The organism is Tardiphaga sp. GW822-FHT04G09 (assembly GCF_058800725.1).
In genome coordinates, this window is the sequence record NZ_JBXAMO010000007.1 from 244,840 (window position 1) to 269,599 (window position 24,760).

The window sequence follows — 24,760 nt, forward strand, 5'->3', positions numbered from 1 at the left end:
AGCAGGAGGACGCGCCTTGCTATCGTGTTCATTACGGGACCTCGCTTCTCCAGGAAGGATTGAGGGCGGGAAGCATAGTTTGTTTTCGACCGCGCACTTGCCGCTTGAGAGAATGTTGACGCGCTTGCACGAGTTCGCTCTCCAGCGATCCTGCCTTCCAGTCGGCGGACGCAACTCGGCCGGAAAACAGATCTCGATCGAGCCGATCGATCTCGGCTACGAGTTTCGCTTTCCCGAATAGGTGCGCCCAAGCGGAAATCGACGTGATGCGGGCAGCCTGCGCCCATGCCACCAATGCCTGATAGACCAGCATCCGATCCGTTCCCCGGCACGCTGTCCTCAATCTCCTGAAATGGGCCGGTTCGGACTGTCGGTACGCCTCGCGTCGCACTGCAATCGACGAGCGTATCCGCGGCAGATAGCGCGTGCCAGCCAAAGCGAGAGCCACGACGATCAGGAACGCGGCAAGTCCTCGCTGCAACCAGGATCCCCGGCCGACCGGTGCTGACGGCTCTTCGCGCTCCGGCGCAATCGCCGGCGCCGTGTCGGGTGCGGCTACAATGCTGACTGTGACCTCCGGCGTTTGCGCCACCTCAGCCTTTCCGGTCGCGACATTGTACCAATCGATCATCACCGCCGGAAAAACATAGTTGCCCGGTCTCATGAACTTGTAGGTGACCTGGTCAACGCGGCGGCCCCCAGCGAAATCCCGGCCGTTTGTCTTTTCGCTCGAAAGAACAGGGTCGTGCGGATAGGCCTTGACCCCATCAGGCGTGTCGAGCCTCGGCGGCGGTATCATCATCGCCTGCATCCCTATGGCGAAAATGCTCACCGTTCGCGTCAGGGTGTCTCCGGTTTGCAGGCCGGTTGGAGCTCGATCCCACTGTTGCGTAATTTCGAGAGGTGCCAGCGGTAACGGACCGTTTGGCCCCATCGCTTCCGCGGGCAGTCTGACTTCGAAGGTTTGCGCCGGAATCAATACGGAAGCCTGGGTCGCCTGTCCCGGAACAGCCGCATAGGAAAACGTGACTCGCGCCTGCGGCACGCGGAAGGTCCCGGCCTGCTCGGGCACAATCACGTAGCTCTTGCGGATTCCGGAATAGGTTTCGCCACCAATGGTCTCGTTGAAGTTGAGAGCGCGGTCGTCGGACAGCGTGACCACTGCACCGGGGATATCCAGGGTCGGGAATTGCAGCGGCGACATGAAAAAGTTCGGCACCAGGACCTGAACTTCCAGATTGATCGGCTGGCCGGCAAGATACGGCGTCGCGGGGGGCATCACGATACGAACAAACGGTTCGGCGGCATCTGCCGTCGTCGCGACCAGCAACGCCACCAGCGACAAAAGAAACTGTCCCATCCGCGTCATGGCCTGATCCCCCGCGCTTCGATGGAGAACCGGCGCGCCAGCAGATCGGTTGGCGTAATCTGGATGTTGCGCATCCACATCTCGGCGGTCTGCCGACCGACATCGACGATGCCGCTTTTGCCCTTCTTGCCCTTGTCGTCAAACTGAATTTGATCGGGCTTGTCCGCCTGCTCGTTGCTTTCCTGAGGATCATCCTTCTTGGCCGCCGTGATCGCATCCTGAAGCAATTTCAGGTTGGCCTTGGCCTCCGGCCAGTCCGGCCGCTTCTTCAAGGCTTGCTGATAGCTGGCAATCGCCTGCGGCAGCTTGCCGAGATGCGCCAGAGCATTGCCTTGATTGTACCAGGACTCCGCAGTGTCCAATCGTGCGAAGGAATCCACGGCGGCGTCGTATTTGCCGCCGCGATATAGCGCTATGCCCTTCCACATGGGATCGGCAAACAATCCGGAAGCCTGATCGAAATCATTGCGATCGAACGCCATGCGTCCCTGCTGGTCTGGCGTCAGCCAGACGTCCGCGAACCGCCATTCGGCCGCTTGCGCGCGCGGCTGTGGCATCATCAGCGTGACCAGAATGATCGCCCCGGCCCAGCGGATGGTCCAGCCCCGGCGGAACCAGAGCGCGCCGAGCAGCGCGATCGGGATCACCAGCCACCAGCCGACATCCTCCCAACGGGTGCCGGCCTCCGCCTGCCCCTTCTGCAAATGCGCCTGCGCACGCCGGGCAATCCAATGCACGTCCTGATCGTCGGTCGTGATCGTCGCCAGTTGGATGCCCGCCTCGCTTTTGAGCCGCTTCAGCGCGTCGATATCGAGCTTCGCAAACACGCGCGCGCCCGCCGCGTTCGTAAGATATTCGCCATTGCCGGTTTTGACCGGGCCGCCTTGGGCGGTGCCGACGCCCAGCACCATGATCTCGTTGCGGCCGATATGATGCGCGAACGCGTTAAATGCCGCGGGCTCGATGCCATCGGTCATGAACAGGATCGTGCCAGGCACCGTCTCGCGGGCCAGCGCCGCCTCGATCACCTCGAGCGCCTTCGCAGTGTTCTTGCCGGCCACCGGCATGATCCGGGTCGCCAGCGAGTCCACGTAGGTTTCGATCAGCTTCGCGTCATCGGTCAGCGGCAGCACCATGTGGGCCGATCCAGCATAGGCGAAAATCGCCGTGCGGGCCCCTTGCCGCAGCGCCAGCAGGTCCCTGACTTTCAACTTCACGCGCTCCAGTCTCGATGGGGAGACGTCGGTCGCGTCCATGGCCTGCGACAGATCGATCGCAATCGCGAGCGGCGCTGTGTCTTCGACGAAGGGCGAGCGCTCGTGTCGCCAGGTCGGTCCGGCAGCCGCAATGGCGCCGGTCACCAGCAGCAGGATCGTGAGATGAACCGGTCGGATGCGCCGCGTATTGCCACGATCGAGCAGCAAGTGATCAAGCAGATGCGGGGCGATAGCGTGCCGCCATTTGGTCCGCATGTCATCGTGATGCGAAACGACCCACGCCAGCGCGGCTGCCGCCGCAAGCGTCAACAGCCAAGCTGGCCGCAGGAAATGAAAATCCCCGATCATGGCGCGATCACCTCACGCGAGCCACGAATGGCCGATAACAGCCACATCAGGAGGTGATACGCCATCAGCAGCCCGAGCGCCGCGCCGAGCGGATACTGGAACAGTTCGCGGCGCGGCCGCCACGACAGCGTGGTCGCGTTCGACGGCGTGATACGGTCGAGTGTCGCGTAGATTTGCTCGAGCTGGCTCTGGTCCTGGCCGAAGAAATATTGCCCGCCCGTCGTCGCAGCGATTTTCTGTAGTGCGGATGTATCGAGCTTGTCTTCACCACTGGCATCGGGATTGCCGATGCCGACAGTGTGGATGCGGATGCCGTTCTGTTTGGCGATGTCGGCAGCGCGGTCGCTCGGCATCTTGCTTGCGGTATCGTTGCCGTCGGTCAGCACCACCAGCACCTTCTCCGGAGCCTTGCTGTCCGCGAACATCTTGATGGCCAGCCCGATGGCATCACCCAGCGCCGTGCGCGGCCCGGCCATGCCTGGCAAGGCATTCGCGATCATGATTTCTACCGTGACGTGATCCAGTGTAAATGGCGCTTCCGGATAAGGCGCATCGCCGAACACGATCATGCCGATTCGATCCGCGGTCCGCCGTGTGACAAAGTCGGTCACGACACCACGCACGGCCTCGACGCGGGGTATCAATTCGCCCGCCGGATTCCTGAAATCCCTGGTGTCCATGGATTGCGACAGGTCGAGGGCGAGCAAGAGATCGCGTGCCGGCTGCACCTTCCGGATGGGCGGATCGACAAACTGCGGGCGCGCCAACGCGAACACGACCAATGCCCAGCAGACTGGGGCGATCAGTTTTTCGAGCCAGTTTGTCTTGGGAATGATGGCGCCGCGCGTCGGCGTCATTCCGGAAGCTTCGGCTACTTCCTGAAAGAACGGCAGCCGGATCGATGCCGTCTCCTCGCGATAGGGTGGCAACAGCCACCAGATCAGGATCGGGAGCGGAAGCAACGCCAACAGCCAAGGGTAGTCAAGCTGATACAACGTGGTCCTCGATCCAGTTGCGTGCGGCCTTGGCAACAAGAGTGGCCTCATCCGCGCTCATCGTGGGGGCGTGTGAGCGATATTCGAGGTCAACCAGCGGGCGTGCGGCGGCGGCGGGAAAACCCTGCGCGCCACCGTGCGCCTTCAGGAACGCGATCCACGGCTCCTCCGACAGCGAGGCGACTTCGGTTCGCGGCCACGCGGCGAGTGCGACGCGCTTTAGCAATTCAGGCATCGCTGCCAGTGCCTCGCCTCGCTGACTATCATCGGCGAGCCGGGCTTCGATGTGGGCAAGTTCGCCCAATGCATCACGGCGATAACGGTTCACTGCATAACGCCGCAAGCCTCGCACTGACAGCCAGCCGACCAACGCCAGCGCGGCGGCGGCGAGAACCGCCCATCCCCAGGTCTGCGGCATCCAGGACACTGGCGGCGGCACGGAAATGTCCACCAGCTTTTGCAGCGCGACGCGGGTAGTGGCGTCAAGGGAAACGTTGGTTTCAGCCATGTCAGCGCCTCCGCGCCTGCACGGCCGCTTGGCCGAGCAACCGGCGCACCTGCGGCGCCACCTCTTCCGCGGCGGAAACCGGCATGACGGTGACCCCGATTTCGCGTTGCCACCCAAGGATTTCCCTCGCGCGGGCATCGGCGAAGTCCGCCAGATTTTTCCTCATTCCACCATGCGTCAATCCCAGTTCGACCTGAAGCTCGCCGTCGCTGACGACGAGATCTCCGGATTGCGGCAGCTTGAGCAGGAATGGATCGTAGATCAGAACCGCCATCACCTCGTTGTCACCGGCAAGGCGCAGCAGCAGATCACGGGTCCGGGCATCGTGTCCGTCGAAATCGCTGATCACCATGACGAGGTGATCGTGGGTGGCGATGTTGGCCGCGGCATCAAGAACCGCGTTCAATTGCCCGGGCATCCGGCGCGCGTTGGTATCTGCACGCAATTCCCGGTTTCGGCCCGTGACCGTTTCGGCAAGGCGCATCACTGCGGCCCGGCTGCGGTGCGGGCGTAGTTCGTCAATCTGCGTATCGTTAAAGACGAAGCTCCCGATCCGGTCTCCTTGAGCAAGCGTCCTCCACGCGCTCAGCGCGGCAACCTCAGCCGCCGCCACGGATTTGGTCGCACGCACCGATCCGAAAAACATGTTGATACGTTGATCGACGATGAGGATCGTCGGCCTGTCCTTCTCCTCGGTGTAGACGCGGATATAGGGCTTGCCCGTCCGGGCGGTGACGCGCCAGTCCATCGTCCTGACGTCATCCCCGGGCAAATATTGGCGCAACTCTTCAAAGGCGAGCCCCCGTCCCCGCACCCGCGAGCCATGGCGGCCGGAAAGCAAGCTGTGGACGGGTTGTCGACGCAGAAAACTGAAATCCCGCGCCGAGATTTCCAATCCCGCGAGTTCGGGCACCGACGTATAGACGCCGCGGTCGGAAACCGCGGATGTTTCGCGCTGTCGGCGTCCCCTCGAAGTCCGTCCCATCGCCGCAAGAGCGAACCGCATGCAGTCCCCCTCAAGCAACCGCGACGCGCTCAACGATTCGGTCGATCGCCTGATCGGCCGAGATGCCCGCGGCGTGCGCCTCGTAAGACAGCACCAATCGGTGACGGAAGACGTCATGCACGACGCTCTTTACGTCATCCGGCGTCACGAAATCCTTTCCGTTCAGCCAGGCATGTGCGCGGGAGACCTTGTCGAGGCCTATCGCCCCGCGCGGGCTGACGCCGATCTGGATCCATTTTGCGAGCTCCGCATCGAGCTTATCCGGATAGCGCGTGGCGAACACCAGCGCGACGATGTATTCGTCGATGGCTGGTGAGACGGTGATCGTATTGACCTCGTCACGCGCGTCCAGCACCACCTGCTGCGCCAGCTTTTGTGAGATCGAGGATGATCCCTTGTCGCCGCGTTCCTCGCTCCGCACCAGGCGCATGATGTCGCCCTCCGACTTTTCGTCGGTGTATCCGACCTGGATATGCATCAAGAAGCGATCGAGCTGCGCTTCGGGCAGCGGATACGTGCCTTCCTGCTCGATCGGATTTTGCGTCGCCATCACCATGAAGAGCGGTGGCAATTTGTGGGTCTCGGCGCCGACCGTGACCTGCCGCTCCTCCATCGCCTCCAGCAACGCAGCTTGCACCTTCGCCGGCGCACGATTGACCTCGTCGGCGAGCACCAGATTGGCGAAAATCGGTCCCTGCTGAAACTTGAACTCACCCTTGCCGCCGTCGGAAAAATACACCTCGGATCCCGTGATATCGGAGGGCAGCAAATCCGGCGTGAACTGAATGCGCGAGAACTGTGCGTCTAGATTCTTCGAAAGACTCTTGATCGCCCGTGTCTTGGCGAGGCCCGGCAACCCTTCGACCAAAAGATTGCCGTTGCTCAGCAAACCAAGCACGAGCCGCTCGACCATTTCATCTTGGCCGATAATGGAAGCACCGATGCGCGTCTTCAGGGCAAGGACGCCATCGCGGACAGTCGATGCAGGATCAGGCCCGGCGTTGCGTGACGTAACCACGGTATCCGATACACCCATTCAATTCTTTCATGGTATTATTGCCAGTTGCACCCGACGATATATTGCTTCCTCACTCTCGGGACCGCTCTTGAATTGGCTCTCACACAGTGCCTTTTCCAAAATGGATTGCAGACGAATTGGAGACAGGCCTGGGGTTCGCCCTACAGTGTCCCGATAGACTTCACTCACCTCACTTCGCAAAGAACGGATGTGCCGGCCGGCACGAAACTGACCGGCAACTTCGCGTCCTGGATTATTTCTCGATGCCACGGTCCTTGAAAGACTTGTCGATCGCCTTGTCGACCTGTTTGCGTACGCCCTCCACGTTGAAGCTTGCCGGACGTTGGCTGGGTGGATAATCCACGAAGGTCTGCAGGAAGGCAGCGGCCTTCAATTGCCCCTTCACCAGAAGATAATCGTTCTTGGAGAACCAGTCGTAATACTGATCGGAGACGACGTCTGCGCGCTCATACGGATCCATCCGGAGGTTGAACAGCTTCGGTACGCGCAACGTCGTGAACGGCTCGGCCCAGACTTGCAGACCGCCGGGCTTTCGCTGTTCGGAAAAAACCACCTTCCAGTCGTCATACCGCATCGCCACCAGATCGCCGTCGTCGCTGAAATAGTAAAAATCGGTGCGCGCGCTTTTCGGCGACTTGCCCGTCAGGTAGTCGAGCTGATTGTAGCCGTCGAGATGGTTTCTGAAGGTGGTTGGATTGCCCGCCGGCTGCCATCCCTTGAGCAGTCGGTCTTTGATGTCGAGGTCGCCAGCGGCAGCTAGCAGTGTCGGAAACCAGTCGAGGCCTGAGACTATCCCATTGGATACCTGACCCGGCGCGACGCGGCCGGGCCAGCGTATCATCGCCGGAACGCGAAAGGCGCCTTCCCAGTTCGTGTCTTTTTCGCTGCGGAAAGGCGTCGTGGCAGCATCCGGCCACGACCATTGGTTCGGGCCGTTGTCAGTCGTGTAGATGACAATGGTATTGTCGGTGATGCCGAGATCGTCGAGCGTCTTCAAAAGCTTGCCGACGTCGCCGTCATGTTCCACCATGCCGTCGGCATATTCGTTGCCGACCATGCCACTCTGTCCGCGCATCGACTCGCGCACATGCGTGAAGGCATGCATGCGAGTCGTGTTCATCCAGGTGAAGAACGGTTTGTTGGCCTGCACTTGGCGCTTCATGAAGTCGATCGCCGCGGCGGTGGTCTCGTCGTCGATGGTCTCCATCCGCTTCCTGGTCAGCGGCCCGCTGTCCTCGATCTTGCCGTCTGCGAAGCTTCGGATCACGCCGCGCACGTTGTAGACCTTTAGAAACTCCTTATCATCCTTCGGCCAATAGGGTTGTTCCGGCTCCTCCTCGGCGTTGAGGTGATACAAATTGCCGAAGAACTCGTCGAAACCGTGATTGGTCGGCAGATACTCGTCGAGGTCACCGAGGTGGTTCTTGCCGAACTGTCCGGTCGCATAGCCCAGCGGCTTGAGTGCTTGGGCAATGGTGATGTCCCCCTTCTGAAGGCCGACTGGCGCCCCGGGCGCACCTACCTTGGAGAGGCCGGTGCGCAGGCATGCCTGGCCGGTAATGAATGTCGATCGGCCGGCCGTGCAACTGTTCTCCGCATAATAGTCGGTGAACATCATGCCTTCCTTGGCAATGCGGTCGATGTTCGGCGTTTTGTAACCCACCACCCCGAACGAATAGGCGCTGATATTGGTCTGGCCGACATCGTCGCCGAAGATGACGAGAATATTCGGCTTGCGCCCGGAAGCCGTGGCAGGCGTCGGAGAGGCCGCGGAAGGCGCCGCCTTTTGGGCCTGTGCGAGCGCGCCGGATGTCAGCGTTGTCGCGACAACCAGGGCGGACGAGCCAAGTAGAATATTGCGGCGGCTGAGCGCGCGGTCTTCAGTCTCTGTCGATGGCGCTTCGTGTCGGCTTGGTTGCTGGGAGTCACCGGGCATTCTAGGCTCCTTCTTCACTGTGAGAACTGAACATTACGACGCCGGTGGCTTCCTCTTCACGCACCGGAATCCGAGGTGGCTGGTGGACGTATCGATCGCTTCCACGTGCCGCGCGGCCGGGCGATAACGCCGACAGTAATTCGGCGCGCAGAGGTGCGAGCCGCCCTTGATGACCTTGCGGGGAATCTTGATGTTCGGCTGGCGAGGGTCGTAACTTGCATCCTCACGGCCACCACGCGGGTTCTGCGGGATGCAGCAGGCCTTCGGCGCGTCGGCCTCATGCTGCTGGGCGTACCAGTCCGACGTCCATTCCCAGACATTGCCGATCATGTCGTGCACACCGTAGCCGTTCGGCGGAAAAGCCGTCACCGGCGAGGTGCGCTCATAGCCATCGGCATTCAGATTCTGTCGGGGGAATTCGCCCTGCCAGGTATTGGCCATGTGCACGCCACCGGGCGTAAATTCGTTGCCCCAAGCGAACTCGGCGCCATCAAGGCCGCCGCGCGCGGCGAACTCCCACTCCGCTTCGGTTGGCAATTCTTTCCCGGCCCACACCGCATAGGCGGCCGCGTCGGCAAATGAGACATGGACAACAGGATGGTGATCCAGAACGTTGATATTGCTTTTAGATCCATAGGGATGACGCCAATCTGCGCCTTTAAGGAATTTCCACCACTGGCCCCAGTCGCGCAGATCGACGGCGCCCTGGGGCGGTGAAAAAGTCAGCGAGCCCGCATAGAGCATATGCGGAAGCGCGCCGGGATAATCCTTCGGGTCCGGTGCAATTTCCGCGGTCGTGACATAACCGGTTGCCTTCACAAACGCCTTGAACTGGCGGTTTGTGACGGGCGTCGCATCCACCCAGAACTCGCTCACGCTCACGCGATGTGCGGGAGCTTCTTCCGGATAATGACGATTCGATCCCATCAGGAATGTGCCACCGGGAATCCGGATCATGTCCCGACCATCCCGGTCAACGACGCCGGAATGACCTCGTGTCGTTTCTTCTGGCGCTATCGCATCCATGGCATTCCCACCAGCCTGCTTTCGACGCTAGCGTGGACAGGCGTCCCAGAAGCCCTGCTGCCGGCTGGCGTCGGTGTAGTACCAGCAATAGCCCGCGGCAGGCGGAGCACCTGCCCATGCAACTGCGGTTGCGGCGGTGACGAAGCCCAAGGCAGCACCTGCAGCAATTGCGCCGCCTGGAGCCCAACGATACCACGTCGGTCGCACCCACGCCCCGGGACGCACCACGCCGGGCCGTACGACGGCTCCTCGACGCACGACCGTTCTGCTCGCGACGCCGCCGCGCGGACCAACCACCGTGGTGCGCCGCGCAACTGCCCCGCGCCGCACCACAGCAACTGGTGTAACGATATTCTGCGCGCCATAGCCCGCATCTGTATCCATGAGCGCGGCGCGACCCACCAACGGACCCATCGCGAATACATCAGAGATATTTATGTTCGCGACTGTTATGCCAACTGCTGCGGAAAACAGGGCGTGAACAACGCGTTTTTTCTCAAAGAATCGAAATGGGAGTGCGCTTGACTTCATAGGACGCCCTTTCATTAACTCGCTCGCTCTCGCTGGCGGTGAGTCAGTGTCTCTTCCCCAATCAGCACTGCAATATGAGTTGTGGCGGCCGCTATCACTCATACTAACCAAGCAACTGTAGCCGAGCCCTGCAGTTTTGTGATGTCCAGTTTGTGCCAATCTTCACGGGACACCGCAGAGGGCTTAAGATATTTTGTCGCAGGCCCCTCAAATTGTCAGATCAGTCGATCCAATTGCGGATGTTGCGCGGCGCGACCGCAACACCCTATGAAGAACGTAGATGGCGTGGAAATTCGGCGTGACGAACATCGATTTACGCGTATGTTGATACTGTCGCTCTTTGTGCTGTTCTGCCAAGTGGAGTTCGTTGATGCGCTTCTCTTTGACAATGACGGTCGCTGCCAGCGCCCTGCTTTGCCTATCGGAGTCTCCAGTCATAGCAGCAGAAGGCGGCGTAGGTGTCTTCCTCCTTGGATCACACGCGACCGGCGCAGGCATCACGCCCCCGCCCGGCGTCTTCTTTCAAAATGACTTCTATTATTATGACGGTAAGCTCGGCGGCGGCAGAACGCTGCCCACCGGTGGTCTTCTCGTCGCAGACGTCTCGGCCCAGAGCTGGATCGAGTTGCCAACAACGCTATGGGTTACACCGGCCAAGATTCTGGGCGGCAATCTTGCATTCTCGTTGACGGTGCCCGTGGGCGAGCCGCGCGTGAATGCGAATTTGCTGGTGAACTCGCCGCGCTTCGGACCGATCGGCGTTGGCGTGACGGACAAGAATGCCAACCTCAGCGACTTCTTTCTCCAGTCCTTTGTCGGATGGCAGTCGGGCAATTTCCACTGGCAGCTCGGCGTCGGCGGCGTGATCCCGTCCGGAACCTATGTGGCCGGCCAGCTCTCGAACGCCTCGCTGAACAGACCGGCACTCGACGTCTTCGGCACGTTCACGTGGCTTGATCCTGCTATCGGCTGGGATCTGTCCGCCGCGGTGGGCGTCACCTTCAACCAGACCAACACGGCGACCGACTACAAGAGTGGCGATGAATTCCACCTCGAATGGGCAGCAACCAAATACATCACCAAGGAATTCACGCTCGGGCTCGTCGGTTACTACTACCAGCAACTGACGGCAGACTCCGGCACAGGCGCGCGGCTGGGCGCCTTTGAAGGTCGGGTCATGGCACTCGGCGGCTCGATCGGATACACCTTCGAGGTCGGCAAGCTCCCCGTCTCAACCCGTTTGAAAATCTATCGTGAATTCGATGCCGTGAATCGCATGGAAGGCACCGCCGGTTACTTCACTGTGTCCGTGCCCGTGGCGCTGGATACCAATGCCATGGCGCTTGCCGATGGGCGGGCGATAAAAACCAAATTCTAGGTCCTTCACCTCGGGAGACCCCTGGCTAGTTCATTGAGGCACGATGGGTGGGATTGATGACGGGCATATCAGTCAGGACGCGCCGACTCACAAATTTCGAAGAACTAAATGCCGCGGTTGAGGGAGCACGCAGCGAAGTCGTGCAGCTCGATCCCGGTCGCGTCACAGGTTTCATCTCGCATTTGTCGGTCGACGGCCTGCCCGTCAATGTGGGTGAGTTCTCCGTCGGGGTCAGATCGAGCGGCGTTCTCAGCCCCGACAGAACCACGATCGGCATGTTGACGGCCACCCGAGGGCGCGTCACGCACTGGTCTCGCGAAATGTATCCCGGCGACGTTCTGGTGACACCGCCCGGTGTCGAACATGGCGGGCGCTATTACGGCGGCGCGGCCTTCGCGACGATGTCACTCTCCCATCGGGATATTTCTATGCTCTTCGGACAGGAGCCGCGCATCTGCGATCCGCAAACTTGGCAAAGGAGTCATTGGCGTAACGTTCCCGATCCAGGCTTCGTTTCGCGTATTCTGGAAACCTTGCGACAGGTGACAACCATGCATGCGGTCCTCACCAGCGATGCTATCCGGTTCTGGCGTTGCGCTTTCGTGGAAATGATGACGCACCCCGTGATTCAAAACGTACCGGCAGATGGGCCCGTTCACTTGCCGTCAGCGCGGAGGATCGCTCGGGAAGCCGAACACTACATCGATCTGAACAGCGCCAAGCCGCTTCACATTTCAGAAGTCTGCAACGAGCTGAAGGTCTCAAGACGCAGCCTGCACCGGGCCTTCCATGAGACGTTGGGGATCGGGCCAGTCACATTCCTTCGCCGCAAGAGACTCTGTTCGGTACACACCGCACTGCTCCAAGGCCCGCCACGCGTTACGACAATTGCCGAGATCGCCATGCAACATGGCTTCCTCAACCTCGGCCGATTTTCAGGCGAATACCGGACCATGTTTGGCGAATATCCGTCCCAAACCTTCGGTCAACGAAATCGCAAAGCTCGATTTCCGGATGCGCATTTGCCCAATGGCTTCGCGCCGCACTGAGGATTTCGTCCCGCCGGTACGAGACTTCGACCTCTTAAATGTCGTCGATTACACGTTTATCATGCTGCTCTATTTCAAGTGAAATCTGCTGCGCCCACTCAAGTGAGTGACGTTAATGTACTGTAAATATGAGGGTTTTCAAGAATGTTGCCCTTAGCCATACTATATAGAGCCGCAAAAATGGTCTCTTCAGTCCGCCCAAAACAGCGTGGCTTCGTGACTAGGAGCTTTGTGAAACGGTCATCTCGATGTTCTGATCGAAAACAAAATCCATTGACACTCGAGCAAAGTTCGCTATTTGTTCTATTATGATGAACGCGATCTCCCACTTCTGGACCGCCTGGATGCGCCCTCTGCGCACCACGGAAACGCGTGCATCGCTCATACGAATACGCTGACTCCTTAGACCTTAGCATTCCAAGGATTCCCGGATGATTTCATCCGCTTCGGGACGAGCGTATCCATGCCCAAACCCCAGCGTAATCTTGAACGGCAAGACTCCACCTCGAAGTTGCTGACAAGCATCCGAGAAGAAGCCTCCGCCCTTTCCTTCCCGCCGCGGAATGTCGTGCGGTGCACGGCCTATCCAGTCTTCCGGACACAGGCTGCGCGCGACGTCGGCGTCCTTCTCGATCTGGACCCGACGGTCACTTCGTGGTCGTGCCTTCCTCTGGTCCTGAGTCATCGAAATCGAAGGCACGTCCCAGACTTTGCGGTGACACGGGCTACAGGCCAAGGCCTGATCGATGTGATCCCCACCTTGCGCAACCGTATTCCTCCTGAATGGGCCAACTCAGCCGCCCAGGCGCTCGGCTACGGCTATGAGACCCGTCGTGAAGCTGACTTGCGTGGCGACGTCAGGCTCGAGAACGCGCGCGATCTCGTCCAATACGCCTCCTACAGAGCATCCCTCGGTGACCGAGTCCGGATTCTCGGTCTGCTGGAGGAATACGGCTCCGTGCCGCTCTCGACCTGTCTTCAAGTCGTCCGGAGTGGACACGATGCCATAGGCGTCGTCGCCGCACTGGTCCTGCGCCGTTTCATCGAAATGGACATCGACGAGGCCCGTATCGGCCCCGACACCAGAGTGTCCGCCTTCCGAGGCTGATCGCCCTCTCCCTTACGAATAATGGTTCGCCGGCGACGCGATGCGTGGCCGAAGGCGACGGAGCACGTCGATGTCACGGATGAACAGGAAATCGAGACGGCGGGTAATGAAGCGTCCCATTCTGGACGTCGGAATCGCCATCGCCCGGTGCATGCTTGTTCGCGCTCTCCGCCGCGGCGGCATGCATCACGCCCTCGCCGGCACCCCGTTTGTTGTCGGGGTCGTCGTCAAAAATCCAAGTGATATCGACATCGTGGGCAAGGTTGGTCGGCTGATGTTGCAGAGGATGCACCGCGAGACCTCCGTTCACGGTTACAAGGTCCTGCAGTGGACCGACAACGGCAAGCGAAAGCGTCCCCGCGACGACGAAGCGGATACCGCAGAAAATATCGCGGCGAACAGCCACGTCTTTGGGATTGCTACGGACATCGACGCTTTCCCTGCAACCTTCAGGTTCGCAGCCGATGGCATCGTGACGATTCCGGCGACCGACATGAGCGCCATTCTGGCGGCAAGTCGTGCCGTGGGCTTCCATGGTATTTCGACGGACCTCCTTCAGGCCGTCGTAGAGGCGCCACTTTCCATGCTTGGTGCTGTGATCAGGCAGGGGCGCAACTCGAATCTTGTCGTTCGCGGCCTCGAGCAACTGAAGAATGCCTCCCAGAAAAACCTGAAATCCGACCCGCCCAATGAGACGCGTCTCGAGCACATGCATGGCCTCGGATATGCGGCAGTCTGGGGGCTCGAACTTGCTGAGGACCTGAAGGCTTATCTGGCTGGAGACCTGCCTTGGGCGGACGTCGACCGCGGCGTCCTCCTCAGCGGTCCCACGGGAACGGGGAAGACGACATTCGCGCAGGCATTGGCCAACACAGGCGGCGTGCCCATCCACATCCATTCGCTCGCCCGCTGGCAGGCTAAGGGGTATCTGAACGACCTCTTAAAGGCGATGCGCGGGGCATTCGATGCTGCACGCCATGACGCTCCCTGCATCCTGTTCATCGACGAGTTGGACAGCTTCGGGGATCGTGAAACGCTGAATGGAAGGAATGAGACTTACGAGCGCGAGGTCATCAACGCTTTGCTCGAATGCCTTGATGGCATCGATGGTCGCGAAGGGGTCGTGGTGGTCGGCGCTACCAACATGCCGGACAAGATCGACAGCGCAATCCTGCGTCCCGGTCGTCTCGGCAAGCACATCCGCATCGAGCTTCCGGACGTAACGGCAAGGCTTGGCATCCTGAGGCATCATCTGCGCGAGGACCGGCATCTCAGCGGCCTGATGGACATTGCTATCCGTCTCGAAGGAGCGTCCGGTGCCGTGATCGAGCAGACCGTGCGCGATGCCCGCCGGAAGGCTCGGGTGGAGCGCCGTCCGCTGACGACAGCCGATCTCGAGCTCGGGCTTCCTCCTCGCGTTCGGCTGTCCGACGATGCCTTCCGCAAGGCGTGCGTCCATGAGGCTGGCCACGTCGTCGTCGGTCGTCTTCTGGCGGCAGAAACGCGCCGGAACGTGGTCGAAGCTCGTGTGTTCCGGGAAGTGACCCAAAACGGCAACGGAGGCTGGACCGCCTTCCATCAAACCCCCAGCGTCAATTTCACCAAGAAGGCGTACCTCGCGCAGATCACGGTGCTTCTTTCGGGCATCGCCGCCGAGGTTCACGTCTACGACGACTACGGCGACGGCGGCGGAGGTGGTGATGATTGCGACCTCCGGCACGCCACGCTGATCGCCGCAGCAATGCAAGTCTCCTACGGCCTCGGCGACGATCTCGTCTACGTTGCGGCGAGCAAGCCTGATCAAGTGTTCGCAAGAATTCGTGCCGACCCGATCCTTCGTCGTCAGGTTGCTGTCGTGCTGGATGCTTGCTTGCAGCGCGCGAAGGACGAGATCGCCAAACATTGGCGATACCTGGACGACATCGCGCGAATTCTTACGGAGCGCGGCACGATCGAAGCCGAGGAGATCATGCGGATCATCGATCCAGAAAATTTTCCCGAATTTTCCAACCAATCGAAGAACGACGCGGTAACCGTCGAGCAAACGAGTACCCCATGATGCATCGTCAGAACTGGATCTCAGAATTCGCTGTTGGTATGTGGATCGTGCTGTCGCGTTTCAAAGGACCTAGTCCTTGGGCGCGGCTTCATCCACACCATCCCGGTGTGGAAAGGTCAATCACGACCGAACTGTCGCGGTTGCAAACTGAAGGAGAAACGCGATGCAAACGCTCATCAACTCGTTTTTTCTTTCGCGCCCGTCGATCCAATCCTCAAAGCCGTCTATGTCAGCGTCAACCCCTAACCTTGCGGAGAAACTTTCGCACCGCTGACACGTGCCAGAACTCTGGCAACGACAAAGACGCTCGGCGCTTTGCAGGCGTTGAGATGAGGAGTCGTGTGCAATGACTAACCAGAAGAAAGCTAAAGCCTTCACTCACCCCACCAACGCCTTTGAACCCATTGATGCACCCAATCATTTCGGGATCGCATCCGGTGCTCACGTCGATGACACCTCCGGGGGCTGCCTCATAACAGGCTGACGGTCGATCCGGCGCTATCCGGAACGAACGAGGACACATGTCCGCGTGCCTGCCAGGAGGCAGAGGTCTTTACCCAGAAGAAGCAGAAGCCGCACCGTGAGGTCCGGCATCGCCGCGTCACGCCATCGAGGCATGACATCACACCGGCTCGTTTCGCGCCGGTGCCCAGCACGACCAAGCCGTCGAGCAAACCGAAGGCAAACAAAAAACAGCGCGGTCACCGCGTGGGAGCCCAACCTGGAGCAGTCCGGTCCGGGCAAGAGGATCACTATGTCGGAGAAGTCCCGATGATGGGTATCGGACAGAAGCTGATCGGTGGACGGTCTTTGCTCGCAATCGAGTTTCTCACCGTCACCGATGCGTTCACACGCGACATCACCGACATCGTAGTCGATCCTCAGCCTCTTGCGGTCAATGTGCGCGGCGAGATGAAGGAGTGGAAGCCCGACTACATGTTCGCCCACAAAGACGGTCGGCGGGACTTGGTGACGGTCCGTACGGTGAAGTGGTTGACGGGCGAGAACGCAAAAGACGCGGCTTGCCAGCGGGACCTCGTTGACGGCATGCAATCCGCCGCCGCTCGCAAGGGCCACGGCTTTCGCCTCGTCACCGAAGAGCAGGTCTTCGTTAAACCGCGTCTGTACAACGCAAGACTTCTTCGTCGCCACCTGGCCCCGTATCGGTCGGACCACGATGAAACCAAAGCGATCGAAGCCTTGGGGCAGTTGCCTAAGGCGTCTTCCGTTGCCGCCCTTCAGGGCATCCTCGGGAAAACGATCGACGCGTTTGTCGCTGCCATCCGCTTGGATTGGTTGGGGCACCTCGAATTGGATCGGGACACGAAGTTCAGCCGCGGCTCGACCTTCGTCAAAACCTGATCAACGGGAGTTTACATGAAGACAAACGTGGTCCCGGTTCGTTTTCGCACCTGTGACATCGTTCGCATCGACACGAGACGATACATTGTCGGCCCTCCCGGCGATCAGTTTCGTGTTTTTACGGAGCAGGAAAGCGGGACCGAACTCCCGCTCCGAAATGACGCATTGATGCACATGGTTCGTGCGGGCCGCATCACGACCGATGCGGCCTATCGCGCGCTGAGCCCCGACGTAGTCGAGAATTTGAACGTCTCATGGGACGCATTTTCCGATCTCGAACGTGTTTCGGCGCAGCAGAAGGCACCATACGTCAAAGCAGTGGACGGACTTGCGCAGCATGTTCGTGACAGATCTAAACTGATCGATCCGCTGATTGATGAGGTCTGGAAGGATCCCAAAACCTCGTATCCACGAAAACGGCGGCCGCGCGCCCGTCTCGTCAGGGATTGGCACACCCGGTGGGTTGTCGCCGGGAAGGATATCCGCGCGCTCGTGGACAATCACCGTAACAAAGGAAACCGTACGGATCGATACAACGAAAGCATCCGAACAGTCATCCATACCGCAATCCTGAAAAAGTTTGCTCCGGATCATCGCGACGCCCCTCCCGGCACCAAGGCCATGGCCCAGGACGCTGCCGTGAAGGCATTGGATCTGTTGATTGAAGAACAGGGTTGGGTCGTCCCGGACAACGGCGCCGATGGAACGATCGGCAAACATCTGGTTGCCCGAACGATCGACAAGATGGATCAGTACGGTTTGATGGTCCGCAGGGAAGGTCGGAGGGAAGCGGACCTGTGGGCGAAGGCCGTCCGCAATGGGCCGAATCCCACTCGCCCGCTCGAGGAAGTCGAAGTGGATCACACCCGCCTCGATCTCCTGGTCTGCGACAAAGAGGGCAACGTTCTTCCACGCCCGTGGATCACGACTATTATCGATCGTTATTCCCGAATGATCCTTGGATTCTCAATTTCGTTTACCGCGCCGTCTTGGGTGAGCGTCATGGAGGCGATGCGCATCGCGCTTCAGCCGAAGGAAGCTTTCCTAGAATCGGTGTGCCGGGCTATCGGCAAAGAAACGAAGTTCGAATTCCAATACCCCGCCTTCGGTACGTGGGAACGGATGTACGTCGATAACGGACCGGAGTTTCGCTCAGCATCGATGAGGGCAACCGAAGGTCCTCTCAATATGACGATCGTCGATCTGCCGCGCGCCGCCGGTTGGTTGAAGGGGCGCATCGAGAGCTGGTTCCGTACGTTCAACCTGCGGCTGGTCCACGGCCTTCCGGGCACGACCAAATCGAACCCCGCGGGACGCGGGAACTATAAATCCGAAAAGCACGCCTACCTGACGCTCGATGAGGTGATCTGGATCGTCACGAAGTGGATCGTGGACGAGTATCATTCGACGGAGCATGGAGAGACGGGTGAGACGCCGCTTCTGATGTACGAGCGCGGCATTGAGGAAAGCGGCCAACCTGCCGCACCTCCCAAGGACCTGATCGCGCCACTCACGGGAACTGTCGTCAAGCGAAAGCTCACTCGCGACGGCATTGCATGGAAAAAGCTGCGGTGGCAGTCCGACGATTTCTCCGCCCTCCTCAACCGCACCACCAAGCTCGAGACAGGAAGAGGGAAGCGCATCAAAGGGCAAATCATGACTGTCCGCCTTGATCCGCTCGATCTCAAGAAGATCTACGTTCTCGATCCGACCCGCGAAGGTAAGCGCAACGCTTGGATCGAAGGAGATCTCGAAACCGATGATCCGAACATCATCAACATGACGCTGGCACAGTACGAACACTATCGGAAGACGAAACTCACGACCCGCCCTCCCTATGATCGGGAGAAAGCCGTCAAGCGCGCGCGGGCATCCCGCGACATCTCCGAATTCCTCGAAAGCAAGCGTCCCCCTAGAAAGGTGCCTGCAAAGCTTCGTCACCTGCGTACCGATGGTCGCAATGCGTCTCATCATGTCCGCGGATCGCGCTTCTCCGCCGAGGAAAGTCGCCTTCCCGTCGGATCGCACGACCATCACGATCCGAAGTTGCTGTCTCCGCCGTCCGATCCCCGCGGACCATATCGGGGACGTTCTCCCGATCCTATGCCGTCGGATGCTCGGGAAATCCCCATTCAGCCGTTGGACACAGAGGCATTCAACGAAACCAAACGCGACGCCGATCGCGCAGCAGCATCCGTAGAACCGGCAAAGTCGAACTCACGGCCGAAGATGGTTGTGAAATTTCTGCCGAAACGCAAATGACAGGAGAATTGCAATGAAGTGGAGCACGCAGTCCGCAGAGGAACGACGCGGTCATCTCGGAGGGTTTGTTATCGTAACCGAGATGATGAAGGAAGCAAGCGACGTTCTCCGTCGTTGCTACCGCCGTCATGGCACCGAGCGTCAGGCAAGCTGTTCGTTCATCGTTGGCATCACCGGTGTTGGCAAATCGACCACAGCCGACGATTTCCTCGAAGAAATTCGCGAGGAATATCGCGGCACGCTGAAGAACGGCAAGGACTTGAAGATCGCCGATGACGAGCAGTACGACCACACGATGAGTGTGACCTTCGAGAAGCCCGGCCATGGTCTCGTTCGTCCTGTAGTCAAGGTCGAAGTGGATGACGGGACGAAAAGACAGCTTTTCAGCGACACCCTTTTGGCCATTGGCATTGCGGTCAGAGCGCGGGCCACCACCGGTGAGATGACGGCGATCGCTCGCCAGCAAATCAAGGAACAGGGCATTCGCATGATCATCTTCGACGATTGCCAGCACATCGCCGAAGGAAAGCGGGCGAACACCGCATACAGTGCGGCGGATGTTTTCAAGACCCTGATGAAGCAGACCGGCGTGCAGATTGTTTGCATGGGCTTGCCGCACGCGACCGATTTTCTGATCGAGAATGGGCAGCTCGAGACTCTCAAGGACGAAGAACTTCACATGAAGCCGTTCGATCTCGATCTCGATGAAGATAGCGAATATTGCGTGTTTTTGTCGCATCTTTCCGAGCACCTCCCCTTCGACCAGAAGACCCCTCTTCAGGAACGTTCGCTAGCATTGGCATTGTTCAAAGCCTCCGATGGTTACATCGGAACGCTGACGAAGCTCGTCAATCGTGCAGCCGAGCTCGCTATCGATGAAGGAGCGAAGTCGGTAACGGTTAAGCATTTGGCCAAGGTATATGTCCGCAAAGCCAACGCACCGAAGTACGAGAATCCGTTCGAGAATATGGAACTCACGGCGGAGGCGTTTGCTGAGGTGAAGGAAGCGCGCTTGGCGGACCGCCGTGCAGAGGCGCGGAAATCGCGCGCCGTGCGCCAGGCCGCCGCTCGGAAAACCACTCTGGCCAAGGAAACGGCATAATGGTTTCTCAGTCGCTTCCATTGTGGGTCGTCCCGGCAAAGGACGAGCCTGCACATGGGATCTTGTTGCGCCTCGCGGCCCGAAACGGGATCCAAACGCGTGGTCTTGTGGCCGAGCTGACAGGTCTAACACCGTCTGAACTGCGAAAAGGCATCGGGCTCGATCGTTTGGCCAGCATTATTCAATGTGACGCTGACGTTCTCAGGTATTCTACGATCACCGAGGACGCATCGGGGCATCAGATGATCCGCGGTCATCGCGTCGGTGCTAAGCGCGATGTTGATCGCACACATCGACGACACTGCCCGCAGTGCACTTGCGAATATGGTCATCACCGCTTCTGGTTTGACCTACGGTTCGTGACGTCATGCCCGGAACACGGTATTGAATTGACCCAGCGTTGCTCTTGCGGCGAAGACCTAAGTTGGAGCGATGTCGATATCGCAAAATGCCATCACTGTGCGGATGGGCACGCATCACTCTTGCCACGTGTCGTTGCAGATTCCGACGTGCTTGCGATGGATGCGTGGGTGTTGGGACGACTCGGTGTTCGCGCATCCGTGCCTTTCGCGATATTGGATGCGATGCCGTTCAGCGGCGCCTTGGACACCATAGGACGCATAGGCGTACTGGCGATTAGCGGCTTCCAAAGAAATTGGCCGGGTACGGAATGCTTCGAGATGCCGATACAATCCATTCGCGCGCATGGATTCCGGGTCCTTCAAGACGATGGATTGGATGCGGTGTTCGACAATGTCTATGAGGGTTTCATTGCATCTGGAGGCTCGGATAAACCAACTCTCCATATCGCTTACGGCTGGTTTGCCTTCTGGCTCAACGTAAAGGGCGGCGAAGGGTTTTCTCCCGAGATCGCAACAGCCTTCATGCACAATGCTTCAAAGCGATTTCAGGTACACTCGAAAGCATTTCCTACGCTTGAGCGGGCAGACACCGCTGCCAAACCATTAGCGAGGTCTGCGCGGCAAGTCGGCATGTCCAACATGACACTTCGAAGATTGCTTGAGGCACGCGGAAAGCTCAGCGCTGAGCGCCAACGAGGCCGTCCGATCGGGGTTGATTTAGAAATTGTCCGCGAGTTGGCGGATGACTATCGCGACGCAATCACATTCAAGGATGTGTGCAAGTTGCTGGGACTTTCTTACGTAGCGACGAGAAAGCTTCGCGAAGCCAAGGAAATTCCCGTGTGGATTCCTGGAGGCCTGGAAGGAAGTAAGCACGAGTATGTCATCCGCAAACATGACGTTGAAGCGTGGGTGGACAATCTCCTGGGCGCTGTTCCCGTGCTCGACGTGCAACCGCCGGATACAGTGGCTCTCGCGAGAATTGGTAAGGTGGTCAAACTCGACACAATGAGCGCCATCAACGGCATCCGAGACAAGAGTCTGACGGTGATTGGTTGTCTGTCCGGCCAGCCAAGGTTAGGGGGCGCAGTTGTCTCTCTTGAGCAGGCAAAGTCCTGTGTTCCAGAAGAGATCAGAGCCAAATGGGGAGCGAGCCGACCATGGGCTCGCGTTCCGCGCGGGCCATACAAGAAAAAGCCAAAAGATCATTGCGCGGCCAATACCGTCATGCGGTCCCCGTCGTTGGCGCCAGAATTGCCGGGACCCGAAACCGCTGCTCCGGCGAAACAACTGGGATTTGAGTATTGATTGAAGTTGGGCTTCCTCTCTGGATTGTGCCTGCGCAGGACGAACCCGCGTACGGCATGCTGATCCGTTTGTCGGAACGGAATGGCCTCAGTGCTCCGAACCATGTGTCATCATTGACGGGACTGAGCGTGCGAGACCTCCGGCGCGGTGTCGGCATTGATCGTCTCGCATCACTCCTACAATGCGATGAAGCGCGAATCCGCAACTCAACGCCCTTGGTCAAGAACGGTGCTATCGAGTTGCGGGGGCAAAAGATCGCATGCGCGAGCGAGCTTAAATCGAGCGTGCGCCGTCTCTGTGCGGAATGTGTCAACGAGTCGGCGCACCACCGGTTCTGGTTCGACTTCGAGTTCGTATCGACCTGTCCTCATCACAAACGGTTGCTCACACATGTCTGCTCGTGTGGGCAAAAGCTTGGCTGGACCGATGTAAATATCCGAAAGTGCCGTCAATGCCGAGGCGGTGACGTCACTCGAATTGCCGGAATGCATCCCGGACCAGAAGTGTTGGAACTGGATCAATGGATCCTGAGCCGAATGGGTGTGGGCGTGGCGCGAGGCGTCCCAATCCTGGATGCCCTCCCCTTGGGTCGAGTTCTCGACACTCTGACTCAGATCGGCATCCTCGACCTCGGAGGCTATCGGAAGCACTGGACGGAGCCTCGCGATCTCAACCTGACCGTATCCAATGTGCGGTCTCAAGGTTTCCGCATTCTGCGTGATGACACCTTGGATGAAGTGCTCGATCGAGTTTACAGCGAGTTTCTGGCTAGCCCGGAAGCAAAAGCGCCTACGATGAAAACCGCTTATGGCTGGTTCGGCCATTGGTTTTCATCCTTGAGGACCGAAGGACTTCCCCAGGAAATTGCAGATATCGTATTCTCGAACGCCTCTCGGAAGTTCTATGTTCGACGTGGAAGCGTGGATACGGTGAGGATGATGTCGGAGGCCGCCTAAGGCTCACGAAAGAGAACGAGTACCGATCCCTTGCCATCAAAGGACTCGGTGCTCGTTCGAATGATGGGCGTTTTCAAATCAAGGCGGATTCAGAGCCACCTATCGTGGCCTATTACTGGATTTGGTTTCCTCTTCCGGAATTAAAGTTCTCAACTCCGCTAGGGCTTCGAGCGCGATCTCGCATGACCGATCGATAAATTCCTCGCCTCGTACCGTTGGGTTGATCACGTCTCGCATTTCGGCCTGATACCTGCCTTTCATGAGGTTCAATCGATTGAGCGCAGAGGCCAAGACGGCGTCCGAAATCGCAGGACATTCCGCAACCTCGCGCAAGGCCTCACGGTCATGTAAATAAATGGCCGCCAAATCAAACGCATCGCGCGGCGTGTAGGTCGAAGCCCGGTACTTGAGTTTTTTGGTCGCGATCTCGGCCGATCTCTCGGCTGAAATGGTACGGTCTCCAAACCGTAGCTCGTAGGTCGGATGATCGACGTAGGTTGGCGCAGTCAAAAAATCGATCTCACCGACGTCCCGAAGTATGAGCTTGAGATACTTCCCCGGCCAATTCCACGTGTCGCATAGCGATTTAGTCACCGGATTCATGTTGGGCGCAAGATTCTTCAACGCGGTGCTGGAATCGAGAAAAATATCCACATCGTAGCTGACGCGATGGTCCAGGATTTGCGCCAATGCGGTGCCGCCGCCGAACGTCCATATTGCAGGCGCGCCAGGAAGACTATCGAGAGCGATCAAGGCTTTCCGCATGAGGTCTTCCCACTTCGAAGGAAGCCATTTCCCTGACCCATCTCTCATTTTCAGACTCCGTCACCTGCCAAATGTCGATTGCCTTAGATAGATCGTCGAATGTCACGAATTGATCAAGGACGAGCTTGTGGATGACGGACATATCAACCTCGTCGAACAACGCCTGTACGTACACTCGCCACTTCGGGTCAGACACTTCGCCTTTCAGGCCCGCGATCAACGTCTCTTCATCAATGCGGAACGGCATCGGCGTGTTGATCGTGGTCACCGCCGTGGTGAGGTTGTCGAGCGCTGCCCTGTACTTCGGATCTGCGCTCCTTGAACGTTTGGTGACCGCGCCATCGATTACCTTGGCGTTGTCGTCGCCCCACTTACAGAGAGGCAACAGCGCGCGTGCCAGCGTCTCTCCAATAGGACTGAGCGCATAGTCAACTCGCGGCGGGAGCTCCTTATAATCCGTGCGCTTAACGAGGCTGTCCGCCTCCAATTCCTTCAACTGCTGGGTCAGCACCTTTTCGCTTGCGTAGCGCACAGCCCTCTTCAACTCGCCGAACCGTTTGGGGCCGGGCAAGAGGAAATACAGGATGAACGGCTTCCACTTCCCCCCGATGACTCGAAAGGTGGTGTCGAGCCCGCAACTGGGTTCCAAAAGAGACTGAGTATCGACCGTCATTCGCTTATACTTACAAAAGATGCTGTACGGGTCAAATAGAAAGTGCGTCCAGCCCGGACTTTGCGCCTTGTTTGAGCGCCGGTTGTTCAGTCCGCACCGAGCCACGCAATTCAACACAACCTTAAATCGGTCTTTCCCGAGCTTGGCGGCTCTTAAATCGACCGCGGAAAAAATATGCCGGTCTTATGTGGGGGGAATGCAGATATGCCGATCTTATGCGGGGGATGGCGCGGTCTTATGCGGGGAGGCACTCCCGCAATCGTTGGGGAATTTTCATTTTCAGGTCGGTCTTATGTGGGGGCCAACATTGTTCTTCCTGTCGATCTGACGTGCCCCCGCCAAATTAGGCCAGTCTGAACTGGAATTTTCCAATTATGATCCCCTGACGGGGACGAGGAGAG

Annotated in this window: 21 protein-coding genes; 10 read left to right on the top strand and 11 right to left on the bottom strand. The window is 58.9% G+C overall.

What is annotated here, in order from left to right; all coding sequences use genetic code 11:
• Positions 1–31: 31 nt before the first annotated feature.
• From AC1RLZ_RS15560 to AC1RLZ_RS15600, 9 genes are all read right to left on the bottom strand, one after another.
• Entirely contained in the window at positions 32–1,369 is a 1,338-nt protein-coding gene (locus tag AC1RLZ_RS15560) for a BatD family protein (RefSeq protein ID WP_493189328.1), read from the bottom strand.
• Complete coding sequence (locus AC1RLZ_RS15565; RefSeq protein ID WP_493189329.1) at positions 1,366–2,934, bottom strand: VWA domain-containing protein; 1,569 nt, start codon at positions 2,932–2,934, stop codon at positions 1,366–1,368. Before AC1RLZ_RS15565 ends, AC1RLZ_RS15560 begins: the two co-directional genes overlap by 4 nt.
• Positions 2,931–3,929 (bottom strand): VWA domain-containing protein, encoded by a 999-nt coding sequence (locus AC1RLZ_RS15570; RefSeq protein WP_493189330.1) that lies wholly within the window; start codon positions 3,927–3,929, stop codon positions 2,931–2,933. The genes AC1RLZ_RS15565 and AC1RLZ_RS15570 overlap by 4 nt, the downstream gene beginning before the upstream one ends.
• On the bottom strand, positions 3,916–4,437 hold the full coding sequence (locus AC1RLZ_RS15575) for a DUF4381 domain-containing protein (RefSeq protein ID WP_493189331.1): 522 nt from the start codon (positions 4,435–4,437) through the stop codon (positions 3,916–3,918). The genes AC1RLZ_RS15570 and AC1RLZ_RS15575 overlap by 14 nt, the downstream gene beginning before the upstream one ends.
• Position 4,438: 1 nt before the next feature.
• The gene (locus tag AC1RLZ_RS15580) at positions 4,439–5,443 is read right to left on the bottom strand and encodes a DUF58 domain-containing protein (RefSeq protein ID WP_493189332.1); all 1,005 of its coding nucleotides are present in this window, start codon (positions 5,441–5,443) and stop codon (positions 4,439–4,441) included.
• 10 nt (positions 5,444–5,453) lie between these two features.
• Positions 5,454–6,479 (bottom strand): AAA family ATPase, encoded by a 1,026-nt coding sequence (locus AC1RLZ_RS15585; RefSeq protein ID WP_493189333.1) that lies wholly within the window; start codon positions 6,477–6,479, stop codon positions 5,454–5,456.
• Between the two features lie 235 nt (positions 6,480–6,714).
• Positions 6,715–8,418: an arylsulfatase gene (locus AC1RLZ_RS15590; RefSeq protein ID WP_493189334.1), complete on the bottom strand. Its 1,704-nt coding sequence runs from the start codon at positions 8,416–8,418 to the stop codon at positions 6,715–6,717.
• A gap of 33 nt (positions 8,419–8,451) precedes the next feature.
• Positions 8,452–9,375, bottom strand: a complete 924-nt coding sequence (locus tag AC1RLZ_RS15595; protein ID WP_493189335.1) for a formylglycine-generating enzyme family protein — start codon at positions 9,373–9,375, stop codon at positions 8,452–8,454.
• 96 nt (positions 9,376–9,471) lie between these two features.
• Positions 9,472–9,828: a hypothetical protein gene (locus AC1RLZ_RS15600; RefSeq protein WP_493189336.1), complete on the bottom strand. Its 357-nt coding sequence runs from the start codon at positions 9,826–9,828 to the stop codon at positions 9,472–9,474.
• 517 nt (positions 9,829–10,345) lie between these two features.
• Here AC1RLZ_RS15600 and AC1RLZ_RS15605 point away from each other — a divergent pair.
• From AC1RLZ_RS15605 to AC1RLZ_RS15650, 10 genes are all read left to right on the top strand, one after another.
• Positions 10,346–11,353: a SphA family protein gene (locus AC1RLZ_RS15605; protein WP_493189337.1), complete on the top strand. Its 1,008-nt coding sequence runs from the start codon at positions 10,346–10,348 to the stop codon at positions 11,351–11,353.
• A 56-nt stretch (positions 11,354–11,409) separates the two neighbouring features.
• Positions 11,410–12,402 carry a helix-turn-helix domain-containing protein gene (locus tag AC1RLZ_RS15610; RefSeq protein ID WP_493189338.1) on the top strand — a complete coding sequence of 331 codons (993 nt, stop codon included), beginning with the start codon at positions 11,410–11,412 and terminating at the stop codon, positions 12,400–12,402.
• A gap of 463 nt (positions 12,403–12,865) precedes the next feature.
• Positions 12,866–13,510, top strand: a complete 645-nt coding sequence (locus AC1RLZ_RS15615) for a hypothetical protein (protein ID WP_493189339.1) — start codon at positions 12,866–12,868, stop codon at positions 13,508–13,510.
• A gap of 106 nt (positions 13,511–13,616) precedes the next feature.
• Positions 13,617–15,569, top strand: coding sequence for an AAA family ATPase (locus tag AC1RLZ_RS15620; protein ID WP_493189340.1), 1,953 nt, complete (start codon positions 13,617–13,619; stop codon positions 15,567–15,569).
• Positions 15,570–15,915: 346 nt separating this feature from the next.
• Positions 15,916–16,053 (top strand): hypothetical protein, encoded by a 138-nt coding sequence (locus tag AC1RLZ_RS15625; protein ID WP_493189341.1) that lies wholly within the window; start codon positions 15,916–15,918, stop codon positions 16,051–16,053.
• A gap of 287 nt (positions 16,054–16,340) precedes the next feature.
• The gene (locus AC1RLZ_RS15630; protein WP_493189342.1) at positions 16,341–16,931 is read left to right on the top strand and encodes a hypothetical protein; all 591 of its coding nucleotides are present in this window, start codon (positions 16,341–16,343) and stop codon (positions 16,929–16,931) included.
• A gap of 15 nt (positions 16,932–16,946) precedes the next feature.
• Entirely contained in the window at positions 16,947–19,193 is a 2,247-nt protein-coding gene (locus AC1RLZ_RS15635) for a TnsB C-terminal domain-containing protein (protein WP_493189343.1), read from the top strand.
• Positions 19,194–19,206: 13 nt separating this feature from the next.
• Positions 19,207–20,295 carry a TniB family NTP-binding protein gene (locus tag AC1RLZ_RS15640; RefSeq protein ID WP_493189344.1) on the top strand — a complete coding sequence of 363 codons (1,089 nt, stop codon included), beginning with the start codon at positions 19,207–19,209 and terminating at the stop codon, positions 20,293–20,295.
• On the top strand, positions 20,295–21,965 hold the full coding sequence (locus AC1RLZ_RS15645; RefSeq protein ID WP_493189345.1) for a TniQ family protein: 1,671 nt from the start codon (positions 20,295–20,297) through the stop codon (positions 21,963–21,965). The genes AC1RLZ_RS15640 and AC1RLZ_RS15645 overlap by 1 nt, the downstream gene beginning before the upstream one ends.
• Complete coding sequence (locus AC1RLZ_RS15650; RefSeq protein ID WP_493189346.1) at positions 21,962–22,921, top strand: TniQ family protein; 960 nt, start codon at positions 21,962–21,964, stop codon at positions 22,919–22,921. The genes AC1RLZ_RS15645 and AC1RLZ_RS15650 overlap by 4 nt, the downstream gene beginning before the upstream one ends.
• Before the next feature lie 99 nt (positions 22,922–23,020).
• Here AC1RLZ_RS15650 and AC1RLZ_RS15655 read toward each other — a convergent pair whose 3' ends face one another.
• Positions 23,021–23,686, bottom strand: coding sequence for a hypothetical protein (locus AC1RLZ_RS15655; protein WP_493189347.1), 666 nt, complete (start codon positions 23,684–23,686; stop codon positions 23,021–23,023).
• Entirely contained in the window at positions 23,658–24,359 is a 702-nt protein-coding gene (locus tag AC1RLZ_RS15660; RefSeq protein ID WP_493189348.1) for a winged helix-turn-helix transcriptional regulator, read from the bottom strand. The genes AC1RLZ_RS15655 and AC1RLZ_RS15660 overlap by 29 nt, the downstream gene beginning before the upstream one ends.
• Positions 24,360–24,760 lie beyond the last annotated feature (401 nt).

Bases quoted from the DNA above. Each gene is read 5' to 3' on its own strand.
- AC1RLZ_RS15605 (WP_493189337.1), top strand. From the start codon at position 10,346: ATGCGCTTCTCTTTGACAATGACGGTCGCTGCCAGCGCCCTGCTTTGC.
- AC1RLZ_RS15620 (WP_493189340.1), top strand. From the start codon at position 13,617: ATGAAGCGTCCCATTCTGGACGTCGGAATCGCCATCGCCCGGTGCATG.
- AC1RLZ_RS15635 (WP_493189343.1), top strand. From the start codon at position 16,947: ATGAAGACAAACGTGGTCCCGGTTCGTTTTCGCACCTGTGACATCGTT.
- AC1RLZ_RS15600 (WP_493189336.1), bottom strand. From the start codon at position 9,828: ATGGATACAGATGCGGGCTATGGCGCGCAGAATATCGTTACACCAGTT.
- AC1RLZ_RS15565 (WP_493189329.1), bottom strand. From the start codon at position 2,934: ATGATCGGGGATTTTCATTTCCTGCGGCCAGCTTGGCTGTTGACGCTT.
- AC1RLZ_RS15585 (WP_493189333.1), bottom strand. From the start codon at position 6,479: ATGGGTGTATCGGATACCGTGGTTACGTCACGCAACGCCGGGCCTGAT.
- AC1RLZ_RS15575 (WP_493189331.1), bottom strand. From the start codon at position 4,437: ATGGCTGAAACCAACGTTTCCCTTGACGCCACTACCCGCGTCGCGCTG.
- AC1RLZ_RS15595 (WP_493189335.1), bottom strand. From the start codon at position 9,375: ATGATCCGGATTCCCGGTGGCACATTCCTGATGGGATCGAATCGTCAT.
- AC1RLZ_RS15560 (WP_493189328.1), bottom strand. From the start codon at position 1,369: ATGACGCGGATGGGACAGTTTCTTTTGTCGCTGGTGGCGTTGCTGGTC.
- AC1RLZ_RS15580 (WP_493189332.1), bottom strand. From the start codon at position 5,443: ATGCGGTTCGCTCTTGCGGCGATGGGACGGACTTCGAGGGGACGCCGA.
- AC1RLZ_RS15625 (WP_493189341.1), top strand. From the start codon at position 15,916: ATGACTAACCAGAAGAAAGCTAAAGCCTTCACTCACCCCACCAACGCC.
- AC1RLZ_RS15630 (WP_493189342.1), top strand. From the start codon at position 16,341: ATGATGGGTATCGGACAGAAGCTGATCGGTGGACGGTCTTTGCTCGCA.
- AC1RLZ_RS15590 (WP_493189334.1), bottom strand. From the start codon at position 8,418: ATGCCCGGTGACTCCCAGCAACCAAGCCGACACGAAGCGCCATCGACA.
- AC1RLZ_RS15660 (WP_493189348.1), bottom strand. From the start codon at position 24,359: ATGACGGTCGATACTCAGTCTCTTTTGGAACCCAGTTGCGGGCTCGAC.
- AC1RLZ_RS15640 (WP_493189344.1), top strand. From the start codon at position 19,207: ATGAAGTGGAGCACGCAGTCCGCAGAGGAACGACGCGGTCATCTCGGA.
- AC1RLZ_RS15655 (WP_493189347.1), bottom strand. From the start codon at position 23,686: ATGCGGAAAGCCTTGATCGCTCTCGATAGTCTTCCTGGCGCGCCTGCA.
- AC1RLZ_RS15645 (WP_493189345.1), top strand. From the start codon at position 20,295: ATGGTTTCTCAGTCGCTTCCATTGTGGGTCGTCCCGGCAAAGGACGAG.
- AC1RLZ_RS15610 (WP_493189338.1), top strand. From the start codon at position 11,410: ATGACGGGCATATCAGTCAGGACGCGCCGACTCACAAATTTCGAAGAA.
- AC1RLZ_RS15615 (WP_493189339.1), top strand. From the start codon at position 12,866: ATGCCCAAACCCCAGCGTAATCTTGAACGGCAAGACTCCACCTCGAAG.